This is a genomic window from Streptomyces yangpuensis, assembly GCF_024666385.1.
Taxonomy (GTDB): Bacteria; Actinomycetota; Actinomycetes; order Streptomycetales; family Streptomycetaceae; genus Streptomyces; species Streptomyces yangpuensis.
Window position 1 is genome coordinate 2,318,981 of the sequence record NZ_CP102514.1, and the last position, 25,084, is coordinate 2,344,064.

The window sequence follows — 25,084 nt, forward strand, 5'->3', positions numbered from 1 at the left end:
CCGCCGCCGGGCGCCGCGAGGGCGGATCCGGGAGTCCGGCCCGGACACCTGCCGGGCGCCATGAGGGTGCGTCCGGGATCCGCCATGATCCACCGCACACCCCCGGGCCCCGGGGCTACGGGCCGGTAGAGTGAGGCGGTCGTCCACACCCCGTACGGGGGGAAGCCGGTGCGAATCCGGCGCTGACCCGCAACCGTGATCCGCCCGGCAGCAGCCCGGCGGGGAGCCGGAATGCCCCGTACCGGCGTGCGCGGCTCGTGCCGCCGGTCCCCCGGCGGCCGGCACCGTCGAGGAAAACGGAGCCGGAGCCCGGTGCCCGTGCGTGCCTGCCCCGGTTCCCCAGCAGGAGAGGCACCCTCCCCATGACCGTCCGCCGCAGCGCCGCCGCGCTCGCCGCCTCCGCCGTGCTCTGCGTGGGTGTCGCCCCCGCAGCCCTCGCCGACACCGCGCCGCCCTCCCCCTCCGCGCCCCCGGTCATCCCCTCCGGGCTCCACGGCAAGAAGGACCCCACCTACGACGGTGTGTGGCGGCAGTCCTTCGCGCTGCTCGCCCAGGACACCGTGGGCGTCAAGCCCGCCGCGCAGGCCGTGGACTGGCTGGTCGGCCAGCAGTGCGCGAACGGTTCCTTCCCTGCCTTCCGCGCGGACACCTCCAAGGACTGCGACGCGACGGCGTACATCGACTCGAACGCGACGGCGGCGGCCGTGCAGGCGCTGACCGCGCTCGGCGGCCACGACGACAGCGTCAAGAAGGCGATCGGCTGGCTGAAGTCCGTACAGAACGAGGACGGTGGCTGGAGCTCCAACCCCGGCGGCGCCATGGACGGCGGCACCGACGCCAACTCGACCGCCATCGTGATCAGCGCCCTGGCCGCGGCCGGCGAGAAGCCCGCGGAGACGAAGTCGAAGGCGGGCAGGTCCCCGTACGAGGCGCTTCTCTCCTTCCAGCTGGGCTGCACCGCCGAGCCGGCCACCGACCGGGGCGCCTTCGCGTTCCAGCCGGCCGGCGGCAAGCTCGTCGCCAACGCCGACGCCACGGCCGCGGCGGCCCTCGCCGGCCTCGGCAAGGGCACGGCCGTCGTCCCGTCCGGAACGGACACCCCCGCCACCGCGCTGACCTGCCCGGCGGCGGCCGCCACCGACCCGGCCGCCGGTGCCGCGGCCGCCGCCCAGGGTGCGGCGGGCTACCTGGCCGAGGCTCTCAAGAAGGACGGTCACCTCACCGCCCTCACCCCGGGTGCGGACCAGCCGACCGCCGACACCGGCAACACCGCCGACGCGGTGATCGCGCTGGCCGCGGCCGGGCACAAGCAGTCGGCCGCGGGCGCGCTGGAGTGGCTGAAGGCCAACTCCGCCGCGTGGGCCAAGGACTCCCCGGCGGCCCTGGGCACCCTGGTCCTCGCCGCGCACGCCACCGGCACCGACCCGAAGTCCTTCGGCGGTACCGACCTCGTGGCGGCGCTGAACGCGACGGGCCCGGCCCCGCAGGGCGCGGACACCGGCGCGACCGAGGTGGACAGCGAGAAGAAGGAGCCTTCCGGCGGCCAGAACCTCTGGTGGATCATCGGTGCGGGCGCCGCGGCCGGTATGGGCATCGGCATCCTGCTGAGCGGCCGCCGGAAGAAGAACCAGCTCTGATGCGCCGCCGCCTGCCCGCCGCGGGCCTCGCCCTCGGCATCGTCCTGGCCCTGCTGGCCGCCGCTCCGGCGCTGGCGGCCGGCTACCGCTACTGGTCGTTCTGGGACGGTGCGGACGGCGGCCAGTGGTCGTACGCCACGCAGGGGCCGTCCCTGTCCCGCCCCGCGGACGGCTCCGTGCAGGGCTTCCGCTTCGCGGTGAGCAAGGACGCGGCGGCCGAGGCGGCGAAGCCGCGGGCCGCGGCCGACTTCGAGGCCGTGTGCGGGGCCACCGCCCCGGTGGAGGGCCGAAAGCGGGTGGCCCTGGTCATCGACTTCGGTGTGCAGGCGGACGCCCCGACGGGCGAGGTGGTGCCGCAGGAGGCCCCGCGCACGGCCTGCGCTCAGCTGGCGCCGGAGGCCACGACGGCCGAGGCGCTGGCGGCGGTCGCGAAGCCGCTGCGCTACAACAGCGCCGCGCTGCTGTGCGCGATCTCGGGCTACCCCCAGCACGGCTGCGGGGAGCAGATGGCCGAGACGGGCGCGGCGCAGGCGTCCGCCGAGCCGTCCGGGTCCGCGCCGGGCCGCGTCCCGTCCGCGGGCCTGCTGGTGGGCATCGCCGCGGTCGCCTTCCTGGCCGCCGCGGGCGTCTGGCAGTCCCGCCGCCGGCGCCGATGACGCACCCCGCGCCGCGCCCCGGCGGAGCCTCCGCGGCTCTCGGCGGAGCTGCAGGTGGCGCTGCAGGCGGAGCTGCGGGCGGCGCTGCAGGTGGCGCGTCCACCGGAGCCGCACCCGAGGGCATACCCCCGGCCCGCCGGGGCGCGCCCGCGGCGGCGGCCGCCCCGCGCCGGCCGTCGTACGAAAGGTTCCGGGCCCCGCAGGACGGGCGGGCCACCGCCCTGCACGCGGGGGCCTGGTGGCTGTGGGCCCTCGGTCTGGCCACCGCCGCGTCCCGCACGACCAATCCGCTCGTGCTCGGGCTGATCGTCGGCGTCGCCGGTTTCGTGGTGGCGGCGCGCCGCACGGACGCGCCCTGGGCCCGTTCCTACGGGGCGTTCCTCAAGCTCGGTCTGTTCGTCATCGGCCTGCGCCTGCTCTTCTCGATGCTCCTGGGCTCGCCCATCCCCGGCACGCACACCCTGTTCGTCCTGCCGGAGGTGCCGCTGCCCGCGTGGGCGCAGGGCATCCGGTTCGGCGGGAGGGTCACCGCCGAGCAGCTTGTCTTCGCGTTCTATGACGGTGCGAAGCTGGCCGCGCTCCTGGTCTGCGTGGGCGCCGCGAACGCCCTCGCCAATCCGGCGCGGCTGCTGAAGTCCCTGCCGGCCGCCCTGTACGAGGCCGGGGTCGCGGTCGTCGTCGCCATGACCTTCGCGCCGAACCTGGTCGCCGACGTCGTGCGCCTGCGCACGGCCCGCCGGCTGCGCGGCCGCGCAGCCGGCGGCATCAAGGCCGTCCTCCAGATCGGCCTGCCGGTGCTGGAGGGCGCCCTGGAACGCTCGGTCGCGGTCGCCGCGTCGATGGACGCCCGCGGCTACGGCCGTACCGCGCAGGTCCCGCCCGCCGTCCGGCACACCACCACCGTGCTCACCCTCGGCGGCCTGCTCGGCGTGTGCGCGGGGACGTACGGTCTGCTGGCCGCGCAGGGCGCCGCGTACGGGCTGCCCGTGCTCGGCATCGGCGTGGTCCTGGCCCTGGCGGGGCTGCGGCTCGGCGGGCGCCGGTCGGTGCGCACCCGCTACCGGCCCGACCGGTGGGGTGTGCGCGCATGGCTGGTCGCCGGTTCCGGGGCGGCCGTCGCGGGCCTGCTCATCCATGCCGGCGGTGTCGATCCGGCCGGTATGCACCCGGGGGTGGTCCCGCTGGTGGCCCCTTCGCTGCCGTTGTGGCCGGCGGCCTCCGTGCTGATCGGCCTGCTGCCCGCCTTCGTGGCACCCGTACCGCCGAAGGAGGCGTCGCAGTGATCCGTTTCGATGAGGTGTCGGTCACCTACGACGGTGCTGGCGCCCCCTCGCTCCGGGACGTCGACCTGGAGGTCCCGGAGGGCGAGCTGACGCTGCTGGTCGGCCCGTCCGGGGTCGGCAAGTCCACCCTGCTGGGGACGGTCTCCGGGCTGGTTCCGCACTTCACGGGCGGCACCTTGCGCGGCCGGGTCACGGTCGCGGGCCGGGACACGCGTACGCACCGGCCGCGGGAGCTCGCGGACGTGGTGGGCACGGTGGGGCAGGATCCCCTGGCGCACTTCGTGACGGACGTGGTGGAGGACGAGCTGGCCTACGGGATGGAGTCCCTGGGCCTGCCGCCCGCGGTGATGCGCCGCCGGGTGGAGGAGACCCTCGACCTGCTGGGCCTGAACGAGCTGCGCGACCGGCCGATCACGACGCTGTCCGGCGGCCAGCAGCAGCGGGTCGCGATCGGCTCGGTGCTGACCACGCACCCGAAGGTGCTGGTGCTGGACGAGCCGACGTCCGCGCTGGACCCGGCGGCGGCGGAGGAGGTCCTGGCGGTCCTCCAGCGTCTGGTCCACGACCTGGGCACCACCGTGCTGATGGCGGAGCACCGGCTGGAGCGGGTGGTGCAGTACGCCGACCGCGTCCTGCTGCTGCCGTCCCGCGGCGCTGCGCCGGTCCTCGCCACCCCGGCGGAGGCGATGGCAGTCTCCCCGGTGTACCCGCCGGTGGTCGCCCTGGGCCGCCTCGCGGGCTGGTCCCCCCTCCCCCTGTCGGTCCGCGACGCCCGCCGCCGGGCCACCCCCCTCCGCACCCGCCTCTCGCAAGCGACGTGCTCCCCCCTTTCAGCCCCGCCGACCACTCCAGCCCCGCCGGGCATTTCAGCCCCGCCGGCGTTTGAGGCGCGGGGGTCCGGGGGCGGCGCCCCCGGCAACGGCGCGGCACCCGGACTGCTCGCCCGCCTGCTGCGCCGCGCCGCGCCGCAACCCGCCGAGACCGCCGAGCCCGCCGCAGGCGACCCCGCTCGGGCGCACAACCTCGGCCTTCGCCGCGACTCCCGCCAAGTCCTCCACGGCATCGACCTCACGGTGGTGCCCGGCGAGACCATCGCCCTGATGGGCCGCAACGGCGCCGGCAAGTCCACCCTGCTGGCCACCCTCGTCGGTACGCTCGCCCCCACCACCGGCGAGGTGACCGTCGGCGGCCGGACCCCGCACCGTACGCCGCCGCCCGAGATGGTGCGCCGCGTCGGTCTCGTTCCGCAGGAGCCCCGGGACCTGCTGTACGCCGACACGGTCGCCGCCGAGTGCGCCGCCGCCGACTCCGACGCCGGAGCGGCCCCCGGCACCTGCCGGGCTCTGGTCTCCGGCCTGCTGCCAGGTGTCCCCGACGACACCCACCCCCGCGATCTGTCCGAGGGCCAGCGTCTCGCCCTGGCGCTGGCGCTGGTCCTCACGGGCCGGCCCGCCCTGCTGCTGCTCGACGAGCCCACGCGCGGTCTGGACTACGCCGCCAAGGCCCGCCTGATCGAGGTCCTGCGCGGCCTGGCCGCCGACGGGCATGCCGTCGTCCTGGCCACGCACGACGTGGAGCTCGCCGCCGAGCTGGCCGACCGCGTGGTGATCCTGGCGGGCGGGGAGGTGGTCGCGGACGGTCCGACGGCGGAGGTCGTGGTGTCCTCGCCGGCGTTCGCGCCGCAGGTGGCGAAGGTGCTGGCGCCGGGCCACTGGCTCACCGTGAGCCAGGTCGCGCAGGCCCTCGACGCGACGGCCGCCGAATGAGCCGCCCCCGCGCCGCGGACCGCCCGAGCCGCACGAACCGCCCGCACCGCCCGCACCGCCCCGTCCGGATCGGCCCCCGGGCCGCCGCCGTCCTGGTGCTGGTCACCCTCATCGGCATCGCGGCTTTCGGCTGGCCGCTCCTCGCCGACCGGCAGTCGGGGCTCCTCGCGCACTCCCAGGACGCCCCGTGGCTGTTCGCGGCGCTGCTTCCGCTCCTCGTCGGTGTCGTCGTGGCGACGATCGCCGACGACGGCATGGACGCGAAGGCGGTGGCGATGCTGGGCGTGCTCGCCGCCGTAGGGGCTGCGCTGAGACCGCTGGGCGCGGGCACGGCCGGTCTGGAGCCGATGTTCTTCCTGATGGTGCTGGCCGGCCGGGTGCTCGGCCCGGGCTTCGGGTTCGTCCTCGGTTCGGTGACGATGTTCGCCTCCGCCTTGCTGACGGGCGGGGTCGGGCCGTGGATGCCGTTCCAGATGCTGACGATGGGCTGGTTCGCGCTGGGGGCGGGACTGCTGCCGGGCCCGGAGCGGATCCGTGGCCGGGCGGAGCTGCTGATGCTGGCCGCGTACGGCTTCGTGGGCGCCTTCGCGTACGGCGCGGTCATGAACCTGCAGGGCTGGACGATCATTCCGGGCCAGGGGCAGGCCATCTCCTTCCAGCCTGGGGAGCCGCTGGCCGCGAACCTGGCGCGGTTCGTCGCGTACTACCTGGCGACCTCGCTGGGCTGGGACCTGGGCAGGGCGACGCTGACGGTCGTACTGACGCTCGCGCTCGGCGGCACGCTGCTGCGGGCGTTGCGGCGGGCCACGCGGAAGGCCGCCTTCGATGCGCCCGTCACCTTCGATCCGGGGGCGGAGACAGCCGTGAACCTGCCACGTCAGGGTGCACGTCCGGGCACCCAGGGTGAGTTCCGAGGCCCTCGCCGGTGAGGCGGCCCACAGGACGCAGGTCACATACGAGGGCGGATAGTAGGCCGCGGGGCGCCCGTTAGACCACTGTTCATCCGGTTCGCCCGGGTTCGGCGGCTCCCGATGTGCGGGGTGGGCTAGTAGCCGGGCTCTTTGCCAGGACGTCGGGGCGTCGGTAGAACTGGATGAGTCGCAAGGCGGCCGGGGTGTTCGACCCCCCGCCGACGAACCCCTCTCCTTCGCGTGAGTGGCTCACGCATGTCCTCGGCATGCGTGCGACCGCCCTTGTCCCCTTCGGAAGGTTCATCCGTGTCCAACGCTGTCATCCGCCGCATCGCCGCTTCCAAGAAGACCCTCGTCGGTTCCGTCCTCGCCCTGGGCGTCGCCGGTTCCATGCTGGCCGCGGTTCCCGCGCAGGCCGCTCCGACGGGTGCGAAGGCGATCGCGCAGCAGATGATCAAGGACCCGGCGCAGTTCGCGGCCTTCAACAACATCGTTTCCCGTGAGAGCGGCTGGAACCACACCGCCACGAACGCCTCCTCCGGCGCGTACGGCCTGGTCCAGGCCCTGCCGGCCTCGAAGATGGCCTCCGCGGGCGCCGACTGGAAGACCAACCCGGCCACCCAGATCAAGTGGGGCCTGGACTACATGAACGAGCGCTACGGCAGCCCCGTCGGCGCCTGGAACTTCTGGCAGGCCAACCACTGGTACTGAGCCGTCGCCCGCGGCAGCACCAGTAGCAGTAGCAGTAGCAGTAGCAGTAGCAAGACATTCGAAGGCCCCGGTGGCCGGCCTCCCCAGGTCCGGCCGCCGGGGCCTTCTGCATCCCATCCCACGGGATCGCGTGCGCCCTGCGCGCGGGGGGTGTGCGCGGGGCGCGGTCAGAGGCGCTGGATGATCGTCCCGGTCGCCAGCGCGCCCCCGGCGCACATGGTGATCAGGGCGAACTCCTTGTCGCGGCGTTCCAGCTCGTGCAGTGCGGTGGTGATCAGACGGGCGCCGGTGGCGCCGACGGGGTGGCCGAGGGCGATGCCGCCGCCGTTGACGTTGACCTTCTCCAGGTCCTGGTCGAAGACCTTGGCCCAGCTGAGGACGACGGAGGCGAAGGCCTCGTTGATCTCGACGAGGTCGATGTCCTTGAGGGACATCCCGGCCTTGCCGAGCACGGCCCGCGTCGCGTCGACCGGCCCGTCCAGGTGGTAGTGGGGGTCGGCGCCGACGAGGGTCTGGGCGACGATCCGGGCGCGCGGCTTGAGTTTGAGGGCGCGGGCCATCTTGCGCGAGGCCCACATCACGGCGGCGGCGCCGTCGGATATCTGCGAGGAGTTCCCGGCGGTGTGCACGGCGGTGGGCATGACGGGCTTGAGCCGGGCCAGGGCCTCCATGCTGGTGTCGCGCAGGCCCTCGTCCCGGTCGACCAGGCGCCACATGCCCTGCCCGGCGGCCTGTTCCTCCTCCGTGGTGGGCACCTGTACGGCGAAGGTCTCGCGCTTGAACCGCTCCTCGGCCCAGGCGGCATTGGCCCGCTCCTGGGAGAGCAGTCCGAGACGGTCGACGTCCTCGCGGGTCAGGCCCCGGTTGCGGGCGATGCGTTCGGCGGCCTCGAACTGGTTGGGGAGGTCGACGTTCCACTCGTCCGGGAAGGGCTTGCCCGGGCCGTGCTTGGAGCCCGATCCCAGCGGTACGCGGCTCATGGCCTCGACGCCGCAGGCGATGCCGATGTCCATGACCCCGCCGGAGATCATGTTGGCCACCATGTGGTTGGCCTGCTGGGAGCTGCCGCACTGACAGTCCACGGTCGTCGCGGCGGTCTCGTACGGGAGCCCCATGGCGAGCCAGGCGGTGCGGGCGGGGTTCATGGACTGCTCGCCGGCGTGGGTGACGGTGCCGCCGACGATCTGCTCGACGCAGTCCGGCTGGATTCCGGTACGGGCGAGGAGCTCGCGGTAGGTCTCGCCGAGCAGGTAGGCGGGATGGAGGTTGGCGAGCGCACCTCCGCGCTTGCCGATCGGGGTGCGTACGGCTTCGACGATGACGGGTTCCGCGGCCATGAGCTCGTCCTCTCCTGCACAGCGCCAGCGCGGCGGGCCGTCCCGGCGCCCCGCCCCGAACTAGTACGCGTTCTAGTTCTATCCGCAGTCTTATGACCTCGAGCCCGGCACGCAAGGGTCTTGCACGCGGCCTGCACGGATTCCCCACGCAACAGTTGGCGCGCCGACCCTTGTCACTTCTGGAACTCGTTACTACCTTCGAGCCAACTTCTGATGGTCCGTCAGACTTTGGAGTTGCCCGATGTCCTGCCCCGCGCTCCCCGACGGCTTCGACGCCACCGACCCCGACCTGCTCCAGAGCCGGGTCCCCTACCCGGAGTTCGCGCGGCTGAGGCAGACCGCCCCGGTGTGGTGGTGCCCGCAGCGCCGGGGGGTCACCGGTTTCGACGACGAGGGCTACTGGGCCGTGACCCGGCACGCGGACGTCAAGTACGTCTCCACGCACCCCGAGCTGTTCTCCTCGACCACCAACACCGCCATCATCCGCTTCAACGAGCACATCCAGCGTGACGCGATCGATGCCCAGCGCCTGATCATGCTGAACATGGATCCGCCGGAACATTCCCGCGTACGCCAGATCGTGCAGCGCGGTTTCACCCCGCGCGCCATCCGAGGGCTGGAGGAGGCACTGCGCGACCGGGCCCGGCGGATCGTCGAGGAGGCCTCGGCCGCGGCGGCCGACGGGAGCTTCGACTTCGTCACGCAGGTGGCGTGCGAGCTTCCGCTGCAGGCCATCGCCGAGCTGATCGGCGTACCGCAGAAGGACCGCTCCAAGATCTTCGACTGGTCGAACAAGATGATCGCCTACGACGACCCGGAGTACGCGATCACGGCCGAGGTCGGCTCCAACGCCGCCATGGAGCTCATCGGTTACGCGATGAACCTCTCCGCGCAGCGCAAGGAGTGCCCGGCCCAGGACATCGTCACCCAGCTGGTGGCCGCCGAGGGACAGGGCAACCTCGGCTCCGACGAGTTCGGCTTCTTCGTGCTGCTGCTGGCGGTCGCGGGCAACGAGACCACGCGCAACGCCATCAGCCACGGCATGCACGCCTTCCTGACCCACCCCGAGCAGTGGGAGCTCTACAAGGCGACCCGGCCGTCCACCGCCGCGGAGGAGATCGTCCGCTGGGCCACCCCGGTGGTGTCCTTCCAGCGCACCGCCACCCGGGACACCGAGCTGGGCGGTCAGAAGATCAGGGCGGGAGACCGGGTGGGGATGTTCTACTCCTCCGCCAACCACGACCCCGAGGTCTTCGAGAACCCGGACGTCTTCGACATCACCCGCGACCCGAACCCGCACCTGGGCTTCGGCGGCGGCGGTCCGCACTTCTGCCTCGGCAAGTCCCTCGCCGTGATGGAGATCGACCTGATCTTCAACGCCCTGGCCGACGCCCTGCCCGACCTGCGGCTGGCCGGCGAGGGACCGCGCCGGCTGCGGGCGGCCTGGCTCAACGGCATCAAGGAACTCCGGGTCAGCCACGGCTGACCCGTGACCCAGGACGGCAGGGGCCGCTCCTCCCACGCCCCGGCCCCTGCCGTCCGCTGGTCGCTCCCGGCCCCCCGTTCGAGTGGCGGGCCGGCCCGAACGGGGTGATCCTGACTCACAGCGGCGATCCAGCCGAAGGGGCGCCGGGGCGATGTGCGCCCCGGCGCCCCTTCGGCCTGCGCCCGGCGCACGGCCGGGTCCGCCCCCGCGCAGGTTCGCGCAGGTCGTCGTCGCCTGGGCATACGGCTGGCCGTCGCGCTGCGCCCTGCTGCGCGGGGGCGGCACGGCGGCGGCTGACGCCCGCGCGACGGCGGGCAGGGCAGGGGCCGCCCAGGCGTTCTAGGGGCGCGCCCCGGCGACGGGTTCGGCGGGGGCCGCCGCCCGTTCCGTACCGTCCTCGTGCTGCTGCGCGGGCAGGCTCGTGTGCAGGCCGCGCGGCCCGGACAGGACGTGGACGAGCCCGAAGCCGGCGGCCACGACGACCGCTCCGCCGACCGCGTCCAGCACCCAGTGGTTGGCGGTGGCGACGATCGCGCACACCGTGATCAGCGGGTGCAGGGCGCCCAGCAGCTTCTGCCAGCCCTTCGGCGCCAGCATCACGATCACGATCCCGCACCACAGCGACCAGCCGAAGTGCAGCGAGGGCATCGCCGCGTACTGGTTGGAGATCGCGGTCATGGCCCCGTACGACGGGTTGGCCAGGTCCTGCGGGCCGTGGACGGTGTCGACGAAGCCGAGGCCCGGCATCAGGCGCGGCGGCGCGAGCGGGTAGAGCCAGAAGCCGGCGAGGGCCAGGACCGTGGCCAGGCCCAGGGAGGCGCGGGCCCAGCGGTAGTCGCCGGGGCGCCGCCAGTACAGGACCGCCAGGATCGTCAGCGGGACCACGAAGTGGAAGGAGGTGTAGTAGAAGTTGAAGAAGGCCTCCAGCCAGGGCGTGTCCACCACGGCGCGGTTGACGGCGTGTTCGATGTCCATGCCCAGTACCCGCTCGATCCCGAGGATCTGGCTGCCGTTGCCCTCGGCGAGGGAGCGGCTGGTGGGGGCGGCCGCCCGGATGTGGGAGTAGAGCGAGTAGCCGACCCGTATCAGCAGGAGTTCCAGCAGCAGGTTCGGGCGGGACAGCACGCGCCGCCAGAACGGCAGCAGCGGCACGCGCGACCAGCGGGCCGCCGCCGGCCGCCCGTAGTCGGTGGGCACGGGATCGCGCCAGTACGGGGACGAGCGCGGCAGGAACGGCACCGCGCATGCCGCCGCCACCGCGATGAGCAGCAGCACGTTGTCGCGTACGGGGGCCAGCGCGGCCAGGTTCGGCAGCAGCACCGCGCTCGGCAGGGTCATGGCGAGGACCACCGCGACCGGCCACACGCGCCGGTCGGCGGCGCGCCTGCCCACCTTGCCGGCGACGGCGAGCAGCACCCACAGCAGCTGGTGGCGCCATCCGGCCGGCGACACGGCGACGGCGGCGCAGCCGGTGACGGCGACGGCGAGCAGCAGCTGGCCGTCGCGGGCGTAGCGGACGGCGCGGCGCAGGCCGAACCAGACGACGGCGCCCGCGAGGGCGGCGTAGAGGAAGATCTCGACCGGTCCGGTCAGGCCGAGGCGCAGCAGCGCGCCGTGCAGGGACTGGTTGGCGAGGCCGTCGGGGGCGCCGCCGAGGCCGGTGCCGGCCAGGTGCCGGACCCAGTACGTCCAGGAGTCGCGCGGCAGGGCCGCCCAGGAAAGGGCGGTGGCCGCGGCGAAGGTCACGGCGGCGGTCCGGGCGGCGGGGCGGCGCCCGGTCAGCCACAGCAGCGGGGCGAAGAGCAGCAGCGCCGGCTGGAGCGCGGCGGCGAGGCCGACCAGGACACCTGCGGGCCGGTCTCCGGGCACGCGGAAGACGGCCAGGAGCAGCAGCAGGACGGGCACGACGGCGGTCCGGCCGGGTGAGGCGGCCTCGCGGACGGGCAGCGAGACCATCATCAGGGCGGTGAGGACGGGCGCGGCGAGCAGCGCGGTGCGCCGCGGCACCGGGTCGGGCAGGCCGCGGGCGGCGACGAGACCGATGCCGGCGACGAACAGCAGCGTCACGCAGGTCCAGGCGACCTCCAGCGAGGGCGCGGCGAGGCCGACGAACGGCTTGAGGACCAGCCCGGCGAAGGGGGTGCCGGCGAACTGTCCGACGTCGTAGACGGAGCCCCCCGCGCCGGGGAGGTGGAAGCCGCCCAGCCACTCGCCCGGCGGAACGCGCAGCACCGCGGCGGCCTGTCTGACGGCGAGGGCCCCGGCCAGCGCCCACAGGAGGAGACGCGCCGCGCCGAGTCTGCTGCCGCCTATGACCCCGGCATGTCCGTCCGCTGTGCTGTGCTCTGCCGCGTTCGCCACGCCCCGCCGGCCTCCGCCCTGTTGACCGCAACCCCGACTTCGCCTGGCTGCCGCGCTCCATTACCCGCACGACGATATCCCCCGCAGGATCCCTAGGATGGCTCCATGAGCATCGTGAAGATCAACGCACTGACGGTTCCCGCCGAGCAGCGGGAGGTCCTGGAACGGCGCTTCGCATCACGTGCGGGGGCGGTGGAGAGCTCCGACGGGTTCGAGTGGTTCGAGCTGCTGCGCCCGGTGGAGGGCACCGACCAGTACCTCGTCTACACGCGGTGGCGTTCGGAGGAGGACTTCCAGGCGTGGATGGAGGGGCCGATGAAGGCCGCTCACCAGGGCGGTGGCGGCGGCGGTGGCGGCGGCGAGGGCGGTGCGGGCGGCGGTGCGGAGCGGCCGAAGCCGGCGGCCTCGGCGTCGACGGTCTGGTCGTTCGAGGTCGTGCAGCAGGCGGCACCGAAGCAGCCCTGACGCCACACCTTCCCGCGCCCGGTGCGCGCAGCGGCCGGACTCCGGCCGGTGCGCGCAGCTGCCGGACCTCGGGCGGGTGCTCCGGGGTCCGGACGGTTGCCGGTGCTTCGGCCGCGGTCGGGAGCGATCGGGGTCGGAGGCGGGGCGCGGGTCGGGGCGGGCGTCGCGGGTCGGGTCGCGGGTCGGGGTCGGGGGTCGGGGTCGCGGGTCGGAGGTCGCGGGTCAGCTCCAGAAGGCGTCTTCCTCGTCGATGTCCGCGGTGCACTCGTCGATGTCAGTGATCTTGTGGCCGACGATCGTGAAGAAGAGTCCTTGGCGGATCTCGATACCGCGGTCACCGCGGTCACCGCGCGCCGTGTGGAAGCTCATCACGTGTCCCCGGCCGTCGGCGAGCACGGATTCCAGGTGGACCTGGAAGGTGCCCTTCGTCTCCTCGCCGATGCGGCGGTAGAGGTCGAGGACGTGTTCCCGGCCCTTGTGGTGCCCGGACATGGGGTTGTCGCCGGGCACGTGGTGGATGACGTCGGCCGTCATGAGCGCGCCCAACGCCTCCATGTCGCCGTTGCCGAAGGCCTCGTAGCCGCGGCGGATCAGGGCACAGTCCGGATGCTCTGCCATGGCGTTTCACACCCTCCGGGTACGCGGAATGTTCGTTTTTCCTATCATCAGCCCGCCATTGTGGATATTCCACGCGGGAGATCGCGCGCCCACTCCACAATGACGCCATGACCACTCACAGCGAACACCTCATCCCTACGCCGTCCGCTCGCGCCTCGTGGACCGTGTCCCCGGAACCGTTCACGACGGGCGACGCGACCCGGCTGCGCCGTGCCTATTACGCCGAGGTCGCCGGCCGGTACTGGAAACGCCAGGTCACCGAGGCCGAGATCGACCAGGGGCTGCTGGATTTCCCGGACGACGGGCTGGCACCGCCGACGGGACAGTTCGTCGTCGGCCGCCTGGCGGGCGAGGCGCTCGCGTGCGGCGGCGTCCGGATGCTCGACGCGAAGACCGCCGAGCTCACCAGGGTGTATGTGGACGGGCGCGCCCGCGGTACCGGCGGCGGGGCGGCCCTGCTCCGGGTCCTGGAGGCGGAGAGCCGTGCGCTGGGCGCGGAGCGGGTCCGGCTGGACACCCGGTCGGACCTGGTGGAGGCCCGTGCGTTGTATGCGCGCAACGGCTATCACGAGATACCCGCGTACAACTCCGGCCCGTATGCGGAGCACTGGTTCGAGAAGCGCCTGGTCTGATCCCGTGAGGGAGGGGTGCGGCAGGGCCTGGTTCTAAGGTGCGGCGTGGTCGCGCCGGGGCTCGGCGTCGTAGGGCTCCTCGGCGTCGGATCCGCACAGCTCCGTGTTGATCTCCTCGACCAGTTCGATCAGGTCGGTCGGGCGGTCGGGGCCCCACCAGTCGCCGAGGAGTTCGGCGAGGGACTCCAGCCGGGCCGCGCTGAGCTTCGCGGCGACTTCTCTTCCCTGCTCGGTGAGGACCAGCGGCAGCCCGTCGCGGACGGCGAGCCCGCGCTCCTCGATCTGGCGGGCGGCGTCCGTGATGACCGTCAGTGGCACGTTGACGCGCTCGGCGAGGAGCGCCGGTTCCGCCGAGCCGTATTTGTTGATCCGCAGCAGCAGCCAGCTGGAGGCGGGCAGCAGGTCGTAGCCGGCCTTCGCGGTGATCTTCTCGTAGACGTGGCGGCGGCCTTCGCGGCTGCCGAGGACGGACAGCGCGCGGGCGACCTCGTCGCGGGAGGAGCGCTGGACGGGGTTGGAGGCCAGGGTCTCGGTGACGTCGGGTGCGGTGACGGAGGCGCGGAGCTTGTCCTCCTTCAGGAAGCAGGCGAGTACGAAGGCGATCAGGACGACGGGTACGGCGTAGAGGAAGACGTCGGTGATGGCGGTGGCGTAGGCGTCGAGCACGCGGGGCCGTAGGTCCCCGGGGAGTGCGCCGATGGCTCTGGGGTCCGCCTCGAGCTCGGGGATGCCGGCGTCGGCGGGCAGGGTGACGCCGGCCAGGGAGGCGGACAGTTTGTCGTCGAGCTGGTTGGTGAAGACCGTGCCGAAGATCGCGACGCCGAAGGAGGCGCCGATGGAGCGGAAGAAGGTGGCACCCGAGGTGGCGACGCCGAGGTCGGCGTAGCTGACGGCGTTCTGCACGACGAGGACGAGGACCTGCATGACCAGGCCGAGTCCGGCGCCGAAGACGAAGAAGTAGACGCTCATCTCCCAGGTGGAGCTGGTGCGGTGCAACTGGTGGAGGAGGAGCAGGCCGAGGGCGGTGACGGCGGTGCCGGCGAGCGGGAAGACCTTCCAGCGGCCGGTCCGGCTGACGATCTGCCCGGAGGCGGTGGAGGAGATCAGCATGCCGATGACCATCGGCAGCATGTGGACGCCGGACATGGTGGGTGAGACGCCCTGGACGATCTGCAGGAAGGTCGGCAGGTAGACCATCGCCCCGAACATCGCGAAGCCGACGACGAAGCTGATCGCCGAGCAGAGGGTGAAGGTGCGGATGCGGAAGAGCTTCAGCGGCAGGACCGGTTCGGCGGCCTTGCGTTCGACGAGGAGGAAGCCGGCGAGCAGCAGGATGCCGAGGACGGCGACGCCGACGATCCGGGCGGAGCCCCAGCCCCAGGTGGCGCCGAGGGAGGCGACGAGAACGAGGCAGGTCGCGACGCAGGCGATGAGGAAGGTGCCGAGGTAGTCGATGGTGTGCTTCGAGGACCGCACCGGGATGTGGAGGGCGGCGGCGATGACGACGAGGGCGACGAGACCGATGGGGAGGTTGATGTAGAAGACCCAGCGCCAGGAGAGGTTGTCGACGAACAGGCCGCCCAGGAGGGGGCCCAGCACGCTGGTCGCGCCGAAGACGGCGCCGAAGAGGCCCTGGTACCGGCCTCGTTCACGGGGCGGGACGATGTCGCCGACGATCGCCATCGACAGCACGATCAGTCCGCCGCCGCCCAGGCCCTGCAGGGCGCGGAAGCCGATGAGCTGCGGCATGTCCTGGGCCAGTCCGCACAGTGCCGACCCGATCAGGAAGAGGACGATGGCGTACTGGAAGAGCTTCTTGCGGCCGTACTGGTCCCCGAGCTTGCCCCACAGCGGGGTGGCGGCGGTGGCGGCGAGCATGTAGGCGGTGACGACCCAGGAGAGGTGGGCCATGCCGCCGAGGTCGCTGACGATGGTCGGCAGGGCGGTGGAGACGATGGTCTGGTCGAGCGCCGCGATCAGCAGCCCCAGGAGCAGTGCGCCGATGGGGACGAGCACCTCGCGGGAGCTGTGCTCACCTGCGGGGCCGGGCTTCTGTGGGCCGGGGACCGGGCCCACGGCACCTTTGGTCGCATCCTGAGCCATCGATCCCTCCTCCGGCCGGATCAACATTTCCATCCTGAGCGGTGTGTCCGGTTATGGCCTCTCGGACGGTTGGGAGGTCTGCGACGGGTCTGCATAATCGCAGGCAATGGCCAGGGGAGGGAGTCCCAGTGAACGGTGAGCACTGTCCGAATTGCGACGCTGCCGGCGCCGCCTGCGGGTGTGCGCCGGGTGTGGGTTTCAACCCTCTGCGCATCCGTCCGTATGTGACGTTGTCCGATCCGGGCGAGCTTCCCGCGGAGGCCGCGCCGCCGTCACCGCAGCCCGTGGCCGGCGTGGTCGCCCCGCCGCCCGCGGCTGCCGCGCCCCGGCATGCGGCGGCTGAGGACGACACTCCGGCGGAGGAGGACGCCACTCCGGCGTACGGGATACCCGTGGCGCCCGCGGCCGGGCCGTGGCAGGACGGCCCGTGGCAGGAGAGCCCGTGGCAGTCGGGCCCTCCGGTGCCCTCGCCGGACCCGACGGAGACGGTCCGGCTGCGTGCGGTCCCGGCAGCCGGCCCCGCACCGGGCGAAGGAGGGGGTGGGGGCGGGGGCGGGGGCCCGGAGGAGTGGTCGAGCCGGCCTTCCCGCCGGCGGCCGCTGGCCCTGCTGGTCGGCGCCGCGGCGGCCGTGGCTCTCAGTGGCACGGCCGTGGCGGTGTGGGTGCTTCCTGCTTCCTCCGAGAGCGATGCGGCCCTGGTGGAGGCGAAGGCCTCGGCGCCCGCGGTGAGCGCCGCTCCGGCCACGCCGTCCGGCAGCCCGAGCAAGACCTCCGCGTCCCCGTCGGCTTCCGCGTCGCCGAGCGCCTCGAAGTCGCCGTCGCCGTCGCCGAGCGCGTCCCGGTCGGCTTCCTCCGCGCCGCCGTCCCCGAGCGCGTCGCCCAGCGCGAGCCGTTCCTCCAGTCCGCCACCGCCCGCGCAGGCCCCGGTTCTGCGCTACGGGGACTCGGGTCCGGAGGTGGAGAAGCTCCAGCGGCTGCTGGCGGGGCAGGGTCTCTACGGGGGCAAGTTCCACGGAAAGTTCGACTGGCGGGTCGAGAGGGCGCTGTCGGAGTTCCAGTACGACCAGGGGATCGACGACCAGGAGTGGGGCATCTACGGGCCTGTTACCCGCAAGGCGCTGGAGGGGTAGGCCGCCAGGACGGGCCGGGACGGTGCGGCGAGACGCGGCGAGACGCGATACCGCTGGGACGCTGCGCGGAGACACAACTGAAGAGAGGGCGAGGGGTGCGCCGGAGGCGGCGCGGCCCTCGGGGCAGGGAGCGCGACAGGGGTCACACGCCCTTGAGTGGCGCAGACCGTCCCACGTTTTGTATCGTTGAGGAACAAAGTGGTTCCGTCCACACTCCCTGACCGGTGGACGGAACCACTTGTTCTCTTTTCCCGCCCGTCTGGAGCCCCGCCGATGCCGGCCAGCACCACCACGACCACCGCACCCGCAGTCCTCTCCGCCAAGGCCCTGCTCCTGGACATGGACGGCACGATCGTCAATTCCGACGCGGTGGTGGAGCGCTGCTGGCGCGACTGGGCGGTCTCCCACGGCCTGGACCCGGAAGAGGCCCTGAAGGTGGTCCACGGCCGCCAGGGCTACGCCACCATGGCCGTGCTGCTGCCGGACCGCCCCATGGAGGTCAACCTCGCCGAGAACGCCGAGATGCTGGCCCGCGAGACGGCCGACACCGACGGTGTGGTCCCCGTCGCGGGCGCCCCGGCCTTCATGGCCGCGATCGGCGCTCTGCCGCACGCCCTGGTCACGTCCGCCGATGCCGTTCTGGCCACCGCCCGGATGACGGCCGCCGCGCTGCCGATGCCCGAGGTGCGGGTCACGGCGGAGTCCGTCGGCGCCAGCAAGCCGGACCCCGAGGGCTTCCTCAAGGGTGCCGCCGCGCTGGGAGTGGACCCGGCCGACTGCATCGTCTTCGAGGACTCGGCCGCGGGTATAGCCGCGGGCCGGGCGGCGGGCATGCGCGTGATCGGCGTGGGCCCCCGCGCTGCCGCGCACGGCCCGACGGTGCACGTTCCTGACCTGACGTTCCTCGATGTGGCGGCCGGCCCCGACGGCTCGATCCGCATCACCCTGCGGGCGGAGCACCAGGACGCGCCCGCGCGGTAGCGCGCCGACCGGAGGCCGAGGCCCCGACCGCGCCTGCTCCCCGGCTGCTCCCCCGGCCGCCTACTGCCCTACGCGCCCGTCCATGCACTCCCGCAGGAAGTCCGCGTGGCCGTTGTGGCGGGCGTACTCCTCGATCATGTGGACGAGCACCTCGCGGAGTTCCATCGGCTCATCGCCGCAGTCGCCCGTGACGTCCATCCCGGGAGCCTGCGCGACGAACTGTTCCGCGAAGGCGACCTCGGCCCGCCAGGTCGTCCATGCGTCGGCGACCAGTTCCGGGTCGGCCGCCGCGCCGGTGAACTCCCCGGCGGGTTCTTCCTCCGTCCGGTAGTGGCGGCGTACGTCCTGGCCTGCCATGACCTTCCGGAACCAGTACTGTTCCACCCCCGCGAGGTGGCGTACGAGCCCCAGCAGGGAGAGGTCGGACGGCGCCACCGAGCGCCTCGCCAGGGCTTCCGCGTCGAGGCCCGCGCACTTGAGCTCCAGGGTGAGCCGCTGGTCGCGGAGGTAGCCGGCGAGTACGTCACGCTCGCCCCGGAAGCCGCCGTCGGTACGGGTGTCCTCGTCGGGGTGGACGAACATGTTGGACCAGCCGAAACGGCGGTCGGGGGCAGGCGCGGCACCGGATCCGGAGCCGGTGGCGGGGCCGGTGGCGGGGGTCGAGTCGATCACGCCCCGAGCGTGACCCCGGGGCACGCCCTCCGCAACGGAGTTTCCGCCCCCGCGACCGGGCCGGCCACGCACCGCACCGCGCCCCGGCCCGGCCCGGCCCGGTCAGCCCGTGATCGCCTCGTACAGCGAGAACACGGCCAGCGCCGCCATCACGGCAGCCGCGATCTTGGTGATCAGCCGCAGCGGTACGTATTTCATCAGGGTGCGGCCGCCCAGGATGCCGATGCCCGCGACCGCCCACAGGGCCAGCACGGCGCCGATGCCGACGGAGACGGGGTCGTCGTACCGGGCGGCGAGGTTGGCGGTCATGATCTGGGTCAGGTCACCGAACTCCGCCACCAGGATCAGCATGAAGCCGGCCCCGGAGACCTTCCAGAAGGACTGGTCGGCGGGCGGCTTGATCTCCTCGTCCCCGTCGTCCTTTTTCAGCAGCAGCATGGCCGCGCCCACGAGGAAGAGGAGGCCGACGACGGCCTGGACGAGGCGGTGCGGGAGCAGGGTGAGCACGCTGCCGGCCGCGATGGCGAGGGCGACGTGCACGGCGAAGGCGGCGGCGACGCCCGCGAAGACGTAGGAGGCGCGGTAGCGGGTGCCGAGCATCAGGCCGGCGAGGGCCGTCTTGTCGGGGAGTTCGGCAAGGAAGACGACGCCGAAGGCGATCGCCGTGATGCTGAAGCTGAACACGGGGGTGGAACCTCAATCGGTCGGGCAGGACGCCGTCGGTACCGAGAGACCTGGGGTGTGTCAGGGGTCGCTTCGGCTCGGCGGCACCCTGGCTCGCGCGTGCGCGTACGGAACGCGCCCACGCCGGGACAGGACACTGCGGCCGAAGGTCTCGCTGGCCGACCGCTGCTCGTGGCCTGCCTCCGGGCGCCGGCTGGGTGACCCAGCAGTATGTCGACGGTCCGGCGAAGAGCTACTCCCCTTCTGCTCCGAACAGAGTACGCGACGCGGACGGCCAACCGTCATGGGCCTTTGGTCCCGGCCTGCCCGGCCTCGTCCCGGGCCGCCCCTCGGTGCGACCGGCCGCCAGCGGCGGAATCTCAACCTCCATTTAAATCAGGGTGCTTGCGCGGCTTGATGTGACGTGCCCATGTCGCCAGGCTGTCATCCGGCGCCCATCCCCTCGCAACCCGATGGCGCCAGCATGGCCGAGCCCCGCCGGGGCGACACGGCCGTACCCCCCGCACCCAGGGAGCCCCTCATGGCACTCATATCCAACGTCTACGCGCGTCGAGTTGGCGTGCTCGCGTCAGCCGCTGCGCTGGCCGCGCTCACCTCCCTCCTCAACGCACCGGCCGCCCAGGCCGCCCCGCCCACCCCCATGAGCGCCTCGGCCGCCCGCGCCTACCTGGCGACGGTCACGCCGAAGACGGAAGGATCCACCAGCGGCTACAGCCGCGACCTCTTCCCGCACTGGAGCACCGTCTCCGGCACCTGCAACACCCGCGAGACCGTGCTGAAGCGCGACGGGGTGAACGTCGTCCAGGACTCCTCCTGCGCCGCGGTGAGCGGCCGCTGGTACTCGGAGTACGACGGCGCCACCTGGACGGCCGCCTCCGACATCGACATCGACCACGTCGTCCCGCTCGCCGAGGCCTGGCGGTCCGGCGCCGCCTCCTGGACCACCTCCAAGCGCCAGCAGTTCGCCAACGACCTCACCCGCCCCCAGCTCATCGCGGTCACCGACAACGTCAATCAGGCCAAGGGCGACCTCGACCCGGGCAAGTGGCTGCCGCCGCGGACGGCCTACCGCTGTACGTACGCGCGCATGTGGGTCAACGTGAAGCAGTACTGGGGCCTGAGCATGGACTCGGGCGAGAAGACGGCCCTGGTCAACGTCCTGAACGGCTGCTGACCGACTGCGGACGGACTGCCGACCGGCTGCCGACCGGCTGCGGACCGAGTGCTGACCGACGGCTGACCGACCGGTCGTCGGCCGCCGACCCGCCGCCGCCCGCCCCGCCGGTCGATCTTTCCCCCGTCAGGGGGAGGCGTCGCTCCCCCTCCCCGTCGTACCGTGATCGAAGGGGATACGGAGGAGGGGGAGTTGCATGGCCGGATTGCGTCTGGGTCCGCTGCTGCGTCACGTCGACTGGGAGACGGGCGGAGCGGCCACCATATGGGTCGAGGCGGACCGCCCGTGCACGGCCGAGGTGCGGTGCGCGGACGGGGCCGGCGGCAGCACGCGGACCTTCCAGATAGCCGGACACCATTACGCGCTGGTGACGGTGACCGGCCTGACCCCGGGCGCCACGACGGCCTATGAGGTGCTGCTCGACGGACGGCAGGTGTGGCCGCTGCCCGGCAGCGCCTTCCCGCCGAGCACGATCACCACTCCGGCCGTGGCGGGCTCGGGCCGGCCCGGGCTGCGCGTCACCTTCGGGTCCTGCCGGCAGGCCGCGCCGCCCGCCGGCCGGCACGGGCCGCACGGCGCGGACGCGCTCGACACCCTCGCGGCGCGGCTGGCCGCCGACCCGGAGGCGGAGCGCCCGGAGCTCCTGCTGCTGCTCGGCGACCAGGTGTATGCGGATGCCCTGTCGCAGGAGACCCGGCAGTGGCTCGCCGCCCGCCGGGATCTGCGGGATCCGCCCGGTGCCCAGGTCGCGGACTACGAGGAGTACACCCGGCTCTACTACGAGTCGTGGCTCGACCCGGAGATCCGCTGGCTGCTGTCGACGGTGCCGAGCCTGCAGATGTTCGACGACCACGACGTCATCGACGACTGGAACACGAGCGAGGCGTGGCTCGCGGAGATGCGGGCGACCCCGTGGTGGCGGGAGCGTGTGCTCAGCGGCCTGATGTCGTATTGGGTGTACCAGCACCTGGGCAATCTCTCGCCCGCCGAGCTGGCGGCCGACGGGCTGTACGGAGCGGTCCGCGAGGACAGGGACGGCACCGACGCGCTACGGGCCTTCGCGTCCGCGGCGGACGCCGATCCGGCCTCGGTGCGCTGGAGCTACCGGCGCGACTTCGGGCGGACCAGGCTGCTGATGGTGGACACGCGGGCCGCGCGGGTACTGGCCGAGGACGGGCGGGCGATGCTCGATCCGGCGGAGCAGCAGTGGCTGCGGGAGAACGCGCTGGCCGGGCACGGGAATTACGACCACCTGCTGATCGGGTCCTCGCTGCCCTGGCTGATGCCTCCGCTGATTCACGACGCGGAGACGTGGAATGCGGCGTTGTGCCGCGGTGAGCGCGGGCCGCGGTGGGCCAGGATCGGTGAGGATCTGCGGCGGCGCAGCGATCTGGAGCACTGGGCGGCGTTCCCGGCGTCGTTCGCGGCGCTGACGGATCTGATCGAGGAGGTCGGGACGGGGCCCCGGGCGCCAGCGACGGTGTGCGTGCTCTCCGGGGACGTGCACCACGCGTATGTGGCCGAGCCTCGAATACCGAGCACCTCCCGCATATTCCAGCTGACGTGCTCACCGGTCCACAATTCGATCCATACCGTGGTGAAGTGGGGGTTCCGGCTGGGCTGGTCGCGTACGGGCCGGTGGCTGGGGCGCGGCTTCTCGCTGCACGGGCGGACGGGGCGGCCGCCGCTGAACTGGCGGCGTACGGGCGGTCCGTGGTTCGGGAACCAGCTGATGACACTGGCGTTGTCCGGGCGGACGGCGCGGCTGCGGCTGGACCAGGCGCGCAAGAAGCGTCGGGGCGCCCGGCTGGTGACGGTGCTGGACCGGGAGCTCACCGCGGCGGAATAGCCGCGTCCGGCAGGCGCGGTGAGTACGGGACGGGGTGGGTGGCGGCGGAGTTGACACGGCGGTGGTGCGCGGTGCGCCCCGGGCACCCGGGGCGGGAGTGCCGGGCGTACGCTGTATGGCTGTCAGCCGCCCCTGCCGCTCCCCCGCGACGTCGCGGCGCTTCATGCCGCAGCACGTCAACCGGACTGGGGAGTCCCGCTTTGTTTGAGACTCTGGGGTCGCTGACCGCGAGCCCATGGATCTACGCCCTGGTGGCGCTGTCCATCGTGCTCGACGTCTTCCTCCCGGTGCTGCCGAGCGGGGTGCTGGTGATCACCGCTGCGGCGGCCGCGGCGGCCGCCGGTGCGGCGGGTCCCGTGCCGGTCCCGGGGCCGGAGCAGGTGCCGGACATCCTGCTGCTGCTGGTGATCGCGACGACGGCGTCGGTGCTGGGTGACATGGCCGCGTACCGGCTGGGCCGGCGCGGCGGGGCCAGGCTGGACCGGGCCATCGCCCGCTCGCGTCGGCTGACGCGCGCCCAGGAGCGCCTGGGCGCGGCCCTCGCGCGCGGTGGAGGGGCCCTGGTGGTGATCGCGCGCTTCGCCCCGGCGGGGCGCAGCGTGGTGTCCCTGGGTGCGGGCAAGACGCAGCGCAAGGTGGCGGAGTTCCTGCCGTGGTCGGTTCTGGCCGGCATGGCGTGGGCCGGCTACAGCGTGGCCCTCGGCTATTTCGGCACCCAGTGGCTGGGTACGCAGTGGCTGGGCACGGCGGTGTCGATCGTCGCCCTGTTCGCCGCGGGCGCGCTGGCTGCCTTCCTCGTACGCCGTCCGCCCTCGGCTCCGGCCGCGTCCCCGGCGGCGTAGGGGACGTAGGGGCGTAGGAGGCCCTAGGGGCGCAGGAGGGTGACGTCCGGTCCGGTCGGCCGGGCGGACGCGCTCCGGGGCGAGCGTCTGATCCGGGGGGAGGGATCCCCCGGGCGGAGCAGTGGCTCACCCGTTCACCCGGCCCCGATCGCCGCCTCCGGCCCGGGCTCCTAGCGTCCGGAGAACGGTGCGCAACCTCATCCGCGTCACATCCGTGGCCCGGTCGCGCCGTTTCGAGGAGCCGAGGAGTTCTCTCCATGCCCGCCACGTCGCTCGCCCAGCCGCCGGCCACCGCGCCCCGTCCGCGGTCCGCCGCTCCGCGCCGTCTGATGACCGCCGCGGCCGCCGCCCTCATCGTCACCGCCGCCACACCCGTCACGCTCGCCCACGCGGCCCCGTCGGCCGGCGTCTCCCCCACCGCGGTCGCCCCGGGCGGCCGGGTCGCCCTGAACGTCACGGGGTGCGGCACCAAGGTCGCCCGGGTCACGTCGACCGCGTTCAACGAGGTTCGGCTGACTCCCGGCAACCTCGAGGCCACCAACCTCTTCGGCAACGCCACGGTCTTCTCCAACGCCAATCCCGGCACGCACCGGGTCACCTTCGAGTGCGGCGGCCCGGGCGGCGAGAGCGTCTCCGTCTCCCTCCAGGTCACCCCGGGTGCCGCTCGCGGCGGCACGGGCGGCAGCGTCGGCTCGATGAGCCCGGCCCGGATCGCCGTCGGCGGCACCCTCGCCGTGGGCGCCCTGGCCGGCGGGGTGTGGGTGCTGCGCCGCCGCGCCGCCGCATAGGCGACGGATCACGCCGGGGCGGCCTGCCCCCGTACGTGGACGCCGTCGAGCAGGGCCGCGGTGGCCTCGGCGACGGCGTCCACCGCCGCGTCGAACACCTCGCGGTTGTGTGCGGCGGGCACCCGGAAGCCGGACACCTTCCGTACGTACTGCAGGGCGGCGGCCCGGATCTCCTCCTCGGTGGCCTTCTCGGGGATGGCGGGCGGCCGCAGGGTCTTGATCGATCGGCACATATCTCCACTATCCCGCTCACCGGGGCAGTTCGGCCCCGGAAAGCTTCATGATCAGGCCGGCCTGGAGGCGGGCCCTCAGTTCGGGGTCGTCGACCGTCTCCAGCAGCCCGATGGCCTGCTGGGTCGTCTCGGCGGCCCGGCGGTCGTCGCGCAGCGCGGCGGTCTGGTCGGCCATGTGCCGCAGGGCGATGTCGGCCCGCCGGTGGAAGAGCTGCCCGATCAGGGTGGTGACCAGGCCCGTCGCGCTGGTGACGATGCCGAGGTACAGCTCCCCGCCGGCTTCGGCCTTGCGGACGGCGAGCCCGATGCCGAGGAGCAGGATCGCCGCCCCGGCTCCCGCGAACCGCTGGCTCGTCCCGAAGCTGCTGCGCGCCTGCGTGAGCCCGTAGGCGTAGTACTCGACGAGGATCGGGGTGAAGTCGTCCCGGCGGTCGCCGAGTTGCGCGTGCGCGTCCGGGGTCCGGATGCCGCCGACGTCCTCGAACTTCCGGGGCCCCGGCACGGCGAGAGTGGGTCCTTGCGCGGCGTCGTCGGGCCCGGCGGTTCGGGTGAGGTGCGCGAGCAGCCGTTCCCGTTCCTCGTCGCGTTTCCGCTCGAAGCCCGCGCCCAGGGAGCGCTCCGTGACCACCAGTACCAGCACGGCCGCGAGCACCGCCGCGGCCACCGCGCCCCACGCGAGCCAGTCGCCCATCCTCCGACGATCCCACGCCCCGGGGCGGCGGCCAAGACCGCGGGACTTCCCGGCGCTGATGCGAGCACGGCGGT

Annotated in this window: 23 protein-coding genes and 1 riboswitch; of the genes, 15 read left to right on the forward strand and 8 right to left on the reverse strand. The window is 73.2% G+C overall.

Features of this window, described 5'->3' with window-relative positions; genetic code table 11:
* The first annotated feature begins 160 nt into the window (after nt 1–160).
* Nucleotides 161–228, forward strand: a riboswitch (cobalamin riboswitch).
* Between the two features lie 134 nt (nt 229–362).
* From NRK68_RS10660 to NRK68_RS10685, 6 genes are all read left to right on the forward strand, one after another.
* Complete coding sequence (locus NRK68_RS10660; protein WP_257855665.1) at nt 363–1,637, forward strand: SCO2321 family membrane protein; 1,275 nt, start codon at nt 363–365, stop codon at nt 1,635–1,637.
* Nucleotides 1,637–2,293, forward strand: a complete 657-nt coding sequence (locus NRK68_RS10665) for an SCO2322 family protein (RefSeq protein WP_183065190.1) — start codon at nt 1,637–1,639, stop codon at nt 2,291–2,293. The genes NRK68_RS10660 and NRK68_RS10665 overlap by 1 nt, the downstream gene beginning before the upstream one ends.
* Entirely contained in the window at nt 2,290–3,576 is a 1,287-nt protein-coding gene (locus tag NRK68_RS10670) for an energy-coupling factor transporter transmembrane component T (protein ID WP_257855666.1), read from the forward strand. The genes NRK68_RS10665 and NRK68_RS10670 overlap by 4 nt, the downstream gene beginning before the upstream one ends.
* Entirely contained in the window at nt 3,573–5,342 is a 1,770-nt protein-coding gene (locus NRK68_RS10675) for an ABC transporter ATP-binding protein (RefSeq protein ID WP_257855667.1), read from the forward strand. Before NRK68_RS10670 ends, NRK68_RS10675 begins: the two co-directional genes overlap by 4 nt.
* The gene (locus NRK68_RS10680) at nt 5,339–6,271 is read left to right on the forward strand and encodes an ECF transporter S component (protein ID WP_257855668.1); all 933 of its coding nucleotides are present in this window, start codon (nt 5,339–5,341) and stop codon (nt 6,269–6,271) included. Before NRK68_RS10675 ends, NRK68_RS10680 begins: the two co-directional genes overlap by 4 nt.
* 288 nt (nt 6,272–6,559) lie before the next feature.
* Nucleotides 6,560–6,964, forward strand: coding sequence for an aggregation-promoting factor C-terminal-like domain-containing protein (locus tag NRK68_RS10685; RefSeq protein ID WP_453912525.1), 405 nt, complete (start codon nt 6,560–6,562; stop codon nt 6,962–6,964).
* 167 nt (nt 6,965–7,131) lie between these two features.
* Here NRK68_RS10685 and NRK68_RS10690 read toward each other — a convergent pair whose 3' ends face one another.
* On the reverse strand, nt 7,132–8,301 hold the full coding sequence (locus NRK68_RS10690; RefSeq protein WP_183065194.1) for a steroid 3-ketoacyl-CoA thiolase: 1,170 nt from the start codon (nt 8,299–8,301) through the stop codon (nt 7,132–7,134).
* 241 nt (nt 8,302–8,542) lie between these two features.
* Here NRK68_RS10690 and NRK68_RS10695 point away from each other — a divergent pair, with 241 nt between their 5' ends.
* Nucleotides 8,543–9,787, forward strand: coding sequence for a cytochrome P450 (locus NRK68_RS10695; RefSeq protein WP_183065195.1), 1,245 nt, complete (start codon nt 8,543–8,545; stop codon nt 9,785–9,787).
* A 339-nt stretch (nt 9,788–10,126) separates the two neighbouring features.
* Here NRK68_RS10695 and NRK68_RS10700 read toward each other — a convergent pair whose 3' ends face one another.
* Nucleotides 10,127–12,148, reverse strand: a complete 2,022-nt coding sequence (locus tag NRK68_RS10700) for a bifunctional glycosyltransferase 87/phosphatase PAP2 family protein (RefSeq protein WP_257855669.1) — start codon at nt 12,146–12,148, stop codon at nt 10,127–10,129.
* 105 nt (nt 12,149–12,253) lie between these two features.
* Here NRK68_RS10700 and NRK68_RS10705 point away from each other — a divergent pair, with 105 nt between their 5' ends.
* The gene (locus tag NRK68_RS10705; protein WP_183065197.1) at nt 12,254–12,613 is read left to right on the forward strand and encodes an antibiotic biosynthesis monooxygenase family protein; all 360 of its coding nucleotides are present in this window, start codon (nt 12,254–12,256) and stop codon (nt 12,611–12,613) included.
* 222 nt (nt 12,614–12,835) lie between these two features.
* Here the strand turns inward: NRK68_RS10705 and NRK68_RS10710 are convergent, their stop codons facing one another.
* The gene (locus tag NRK68_RS10710) at nt 12,836–13,231 is read right to left on the reverse strand and encodes a nuclear transport factor 2 family protein (protein WP_046775055.1); all 396 of its coding nucleotides are present in this window, start codon (nt 13,229–13,231) and stop codon (nt 12,836–12,838) included.
* 107 nt (nt 13,232–13,338) lie between these two features.
* On the opposite strand from NRK68_RS10710, the gene NRK68_RS10715 reads away from it, so the two are divergent.
* A complete protein-coding gene (locus tag NRK68_RS10715) occupies nt 13,339–13,863 on the forward strand; it encodes a GNAT family N-acetyltransferase (RefSeq protein ID WP_183065198.1) in 525 nt (174 codons plus the stop codon).
* Nucleotides 13,864–13,896: 33 nt separating this feature from the next.
* Here NRK68_RS10715 and NRK68_RS10720 read toward each other — a convergent pair whose 3' ends face one another.
* A complete protein-coding gene (locus NRK68_RS10720) occupies nt 13,897–15,966 on the reverse strand; it encodes an MDR family MFS transporter (RefSeq protein WP_257855670.1) in 2,070 nt (689 codons plus the stop codon).
* A 224-nt stretch (nt 15,967–16,190) separates the two neighbouring features.
* Between NRK68_RS10720 and NRK68_RS10725 the strand changes: the two genes are divergently transcribed.
* Nucleotides 16,191–17,096 carry a peptidoglycan-binding domain-containing protein gene (locus NRK68_RS10725; protein WP_257855671.1) on the forward strand — a complete coding sequence of 302 codons (906 nt, stop codon included), beginning with the start codon at nt 16,191–16,193 and terminating at the stop codon, nt 17,094–17,096.
* Between the two features lie 273 nt (nt 17,097–17,369).
* Nucleotides 17,370–18,077 (forward strand): HAD-IA family hydrolase, encoded by a 708-nt coding sequence (locus tag NRK68_RS10730; RefSeq protein ID WP_257855672.1) that lies wholly within the window; start codon nt 17,370–17,372, stop codon nt 18,075–18,077.
* Nucleotides 18,078–18,137: 60 nt separating this feature from the next.
* On the opposite strand, the gene NRK68_RS10735 is transcribed toward NRK68_RS10730, so the two are convergent.
* Both NRK68_RS10735 and NRK68_RS10740 read right to left on the reverse strand, forming a co-directional pair.
* Nucleotides 18,138–18,659 carry a DinB family protein gene (locus NRK68_RS10735; RefSeq protein WP_257857816.1) on the reverse strand — a complete coding sequence of 174 codons (522 nt, stop codon included), beginning with the start codon at nt 18,657–18,659 and terminating at the stop codon, nt 18,138–18,140.
* 192 nt (nt 18,660–18,851) lie between these two features.
* Complete coding sequence (locus tag NRK68_RS10740) at nt 18,852–19,433, reverse strand: TMEM165/GDT1 family protein (protein ID WP_183065202.1); 582 nt, start codon at nt 19,431–19,433, stop codon at nt 18,852–18,854.
* Nucleotides 19,434–19,962: 529 nt separating this feature from the next.
* Between NRK68_RS10740 and NRK68_RS10745 the strand changes: the two genes are divergently transcribed.
* The 4 genes from NRK68_RS10745 (at nt 19,963) to NRK68_RS10760 (ending at nt 24,086) form a co-directional block, all read left to right on the forward strand.
* On the forward strand, nt 19,963–20,607 hold the full coding sequence (locus tag NRK68_RS10745) for an HNH endonuclease family protein (protein WP_183065597.1): 645 nt from the start codon (nt 19,963–19,965) through the stop codon (nt 20,605–20,607).
* A 196-nt stretch (nt 20,608–20,803) separates the two neighbouring features.
* Nucleotides 20,804–22,456 carry an alkaline phosphatase D family protein gene (locus NRK68_RS10750; protein ID WP_257855673.1) on the forward strand — a complete coding sequence of 551 codons (1,653 nt, stop codon included), beginning with the start codon at nt 20,804–20,806 and terminating at the stop codon, nt 22,454–22,456.
* A 200-nt stretch (nt 22,457–22,656) separates the two neighbouring features.
* Entirely contained in the window at nt 22,657–23,298 is a 642-nt protein-coding gene (locus NRK68_RS10755) for a DedA family protein (protein ID WP_183065204.1), read from the forward strand.
* Nucleotides 23,299–23,555: 257 nt separating this feature from the next.
* Entirely contained in the window at nt 23,556–24,086 is a 531-nt protein-coding gene (locus NRK68_RS10760; RefSeq protein WP_257855674.1) for a hypothetical protein, read from the forward strand.
* An 8-nt stretch (nt 24,087–24,094) separates the two neighbouring features.
* Here the strand turns inward: NRK68_RS10760 and NRK68_RS10765 are convergent, their stop codons facing one another.
* Both NRK68_RS10765 and NRK68_RS10770 read right to left on the reverse strand, forming a co-directional pair.
* Nucleotides 24,095–24,319 (reverse strand): DUF2277 domain-containing protein, encoded by a 225-nt coding sequence (locus NRK68_RS10765; protein WP_046775049.1) that lies wholly within the window; start codon nt 24,317–24,319, stop codon nt 24,095–24,097.
* 16 nt (nt 24,320–24,335) lie between these two features.
* Complete coding sequence (locus tag NRK68_RS10770; protein WP_257855675.1) at nt 24,336–25,010, reverse strand: TRADD-N-associated membrane domain-containing protein; 675 nt, start codon at nt 25,008–25,010, stop codon at nt 24,336–24,338.
* Nucleotides 25,011–25,084: the final 74 nt, after the last annotated feature.